The organism is Lunatimonas lonarensis (genome assembly GCF_000390185.1).
In the GTDB taxonomy this organism is placed as follows: Bacteria; Bacteroidota; Bacteroidia; order Cytophagales; family Cyclobacteriaceae; genus Lunatimonas; species Lunatimonas lonarensis.
Window position 1 is genome coordinate 1 of the sequence record NZ_AQHR01000046.1, and the last position, 3,249, is coordinate 3,249.

At 56.6% G+C, this 3,249-nt stretch carries 2 rRNA genes; both read left to right on the top strand.

Annotation, left to right across the window (positions count from 1 at the left end):
• Positions 1-55: 55 nt before the first annotated feature.
• Positions 56-2,940: ribosomal RNA gene (locus ADIS_RS07145) — 23S ribosomal RNA — on the top strand.
• Positions 2,941-3,125: 185 nt separating this feature from the next.
• A 5S ribosomal RNA gene (rrf, locus tag ADIS_RS07150) occupies positions 3,126-3,237 on the top strand.
• The last annotated feature ends 12 nt before the right edge of the window (positions 3,238-3,249 follow it).

Sequence of the window (3,249 nt, forward strand, 5' to 3'; positions counted from 1 at the left end):
GACGTTTGTTGCACGGGCCGGGGCCGTTTCCGTTTGCAAAAGGGCGGGGGCGGCAGTCCAAGTGGACAAGGGCGCACGGGGGATGCCTTGGCTCCGGGAGGCGAAGAAGGACGTGCCAAGCTGCGATAAGCTGTGGGGATCGGCACAGGCGAATTGATCCACAGGTTTCCGAATGGGGCAACCCACCCCGATTTGTCGGGGTATATCGAGAGATAGGCGAACCCGCCGAACTGAAACATCTAAGTAGGCGGAGGAAGAGAAAACAACAGTGATTCCGTGAGTAGTGGCGAGCGAAAGCGGAAGGGCCCAAACCGTGTCTGTTACGGCAGGCGCGGGGTTATAGGACCTGCAGAAGGGCGTACAACGCGACGTGAACCGTCTGGGAAGTCGGACCGTAGGGGGTGATAGTCCCGTAACGGAAGCGTTGTTTGCCTGGCGGGTATCCTGAGTAGGCCGGGACAGGGGAAATCCCGGTTGAATTTGCCGGCACCATCCGGTAAGGCTAAATACTCCCCGGAGACCGATAGTGTACCAGTACCGTGAGGGAAAGGTGAAAAGTACCGTGAATAACGGGGTGAAATAGAACCTGAAACCGTGCGCCTACAAGCGGTCGGAGTCCCGATGAATGTCGGGATGACGGCGTGCCTTTTGCATAATGAGCCTACGAGTTACTCCTCGCCGGCGAGGTTAACCCCGTTGACGGGGGCAGCCGCAGCGAAAGCGAGTCCGAACAGGGCGTTGTAGTCGGCGGGGGTAGACGCGAAACCCGGTGATCTACCCATGGCCAGGCTGAAGCTCCGGTAAAACGGAGTGGAGGGCCGAACCGATAAGCGTTGAAAAGCTTCCGGATGAGCCGTGGGTAGGGGTGAAAGGCCAATCAAACCGGGAAATAGCTCGTACTCCCCGAAATGTTTTTAGGAACAGCGTCGGGCAACGTATGGCGGAGGTAGAGCTACCGATAGGACTAGGGGGAGTCACATCCTACCAAATCCTGACGAACTCCGAATGCCGCCATATGGTACCGGCAGTGAGGGCTGGGGTGCTAAGGTCCCAGTCCGAGAGGGAAAGAACCCGGACCTACCGCTAAGGTCCCGAAATCCGCGCTAAGTTGAACAAAGGCGGTCCAGCTGCAGAGACAGCCAGGAGGTTAGCTTGGAAGCAGCTATTCCTTTAAAGAGTGCGTAACAGCTCACTGGTCGAGCGGCAGGGCGTCGATAATAATCGGGCATCAAGCGCGGTGCCGAAGCGTAGGATGTCCCGCAGTGGCGGGACGTGGTAGGGGAGCATTCCAACGGCGGAGAAGGTGCACGGCGATGTGCGCTGGAGCTTTTGGAAAAGCAAATGTAGGCATAAGTAACGATAATGGGGGCGGGAAACCCCCACACCGATAGACCAAGGTTTCCTGATCAACGCTAATCGGATCAGGGTCAGTCGGGCCCTAAGGATAACCCGTTGGGGGATTCCGATGGAAAATGGGTTAATATTCCCATACTGCGCATGCAGGTGACGGAGTGACGGGGCGGTGGAAGGACCGCGCGGTGACGGAATACCGCGTTGAAGGGAGTAGGTATTGGTACCGGTGTCAAATGCACGGGACCAGCCGAACCTGACAGTACCGCGACCCTTCGGGGGAGCGGAAAGAGTCCCTAATAGCCTCCGAGAAAAACTTCTGGCGTTAAGCGCATGCGCACCCGTACCGCAAACCGACACAGGTGGTCAAGGAGAGAATCCTGAGGTGCTCGAGTGAATCATGGCTAAGGAACTCGGCAAAATGGCCCTGTAACTTCGGGAGAAGGGGCGCCCCTGTAACAGGGGGCCGCAGTGAAAAGGCCCAGGCGACTGTTTATCAAAAACACATGGCTTTGCGAACTCGAAAGAGGAGGTATAAGGCCTGACACCTGCCCGGTGCCGGAAGGTTAAGAGGGGATGTTAGCGCAAGCGAAGCATTGAATTGAAGCCCCGGTAAACGGCGGCCGTAACTATAACGGTCCTAAGGTAGCGAAATTCCTTGTCGGGTAAGTTCCGACCTGCACGAATGGTGTAACGATCTGGGCGCTGTCTCGGCCATGAGCTCGGTGAAATTGTAGTCGCGGTGAAGATGCCGCGTACCCGCAACGGGACGGAAAGACCCCATGCACCTTTACTGCAGCTTAACATTGGCATCGGGTACACGATGTGTAGGATAGGCCGGAGGCTACGAAGCGGGACCGCCAGGTTTCGTGGAGCCGCCGTTGAAATACGGCCCTTTGTGTGCCTGGTGTCTAACCCCTGTTAGGGGGACATTGTTTGGCGGGTAGTTTGACTGGGGTGGTCGCCTCCAAAAGGATAACGGAGGCTTCCAAAGGTTCCCTCAGCACGCCTGGTAACCGTGCGCGGAGTGCAATAGCATAAGGGGGCTTGACTGTGAGGCCGACAAGCCGAACAGGGACGAAAGTCGGGTATAGTGATCCGGCGGTACCGTATGGAAGGGCCGTCGCTCAAAGGATAAAAGGTACGCTGGGGATAACAGGCTGATCTCCCCCAAGAGCTCATATCGACGGGGAGGTTTGGCACCTCGATGTCGGCTCGTCACATCCTGGGGCTGGAGAAGGTCCCAAGGGTTGGGCTGTTCGCCCATTAAAGTGGCACGCGAGCTGGGTTCAGAACGTCGTGAGACAGTTCGGTCCCTATCTGTTGCGGGCGTGGGAAATCTGCGGGGGGCTGACCTTAGTACGAGAGGACCGGGTTGGACCGACCGCTGGTGTACCGGTTGTGGTGCCAACTGCACCGCCGGGTAGCTAAGTCGGGAAGGGATAAGCGCTGAAAGCATCTAAGTGCGAAACTCGCCCCAAGATGAGATTTCCGTACAGGGCCGTCAGAGACGATGACGTCGATAGGCTGCAGGTGTAAAGCCGGCAACGGCATAGCCGAGCAGTACTAATTGCCCGAAAACTTGGATGTCCGCGGCGACGTCCGCATTCTCTGCAAGACATATCAACTGGACGTTGGATGTAAGATTCAAGATTTAGGACTTGGTGTTTACATCGTTTTAACGTATCAAAGAACTTAAGAAATTGGGGATATAGATCGAATATTGGACAGAGGGTATTCCTGTGCCTTATTTCGTTGGTCTACTATCCAAAGATTTAGGCGGCCTAGCGCAGGGGCCCCACCTCTTCCCATCCCGAACAGAGAAGTTAAGCCCTGCAGCGCCGATGGTACTGGGGTTACACCCGGGAGAGTAGGTCGCCGCCACATTATAACAGGGCC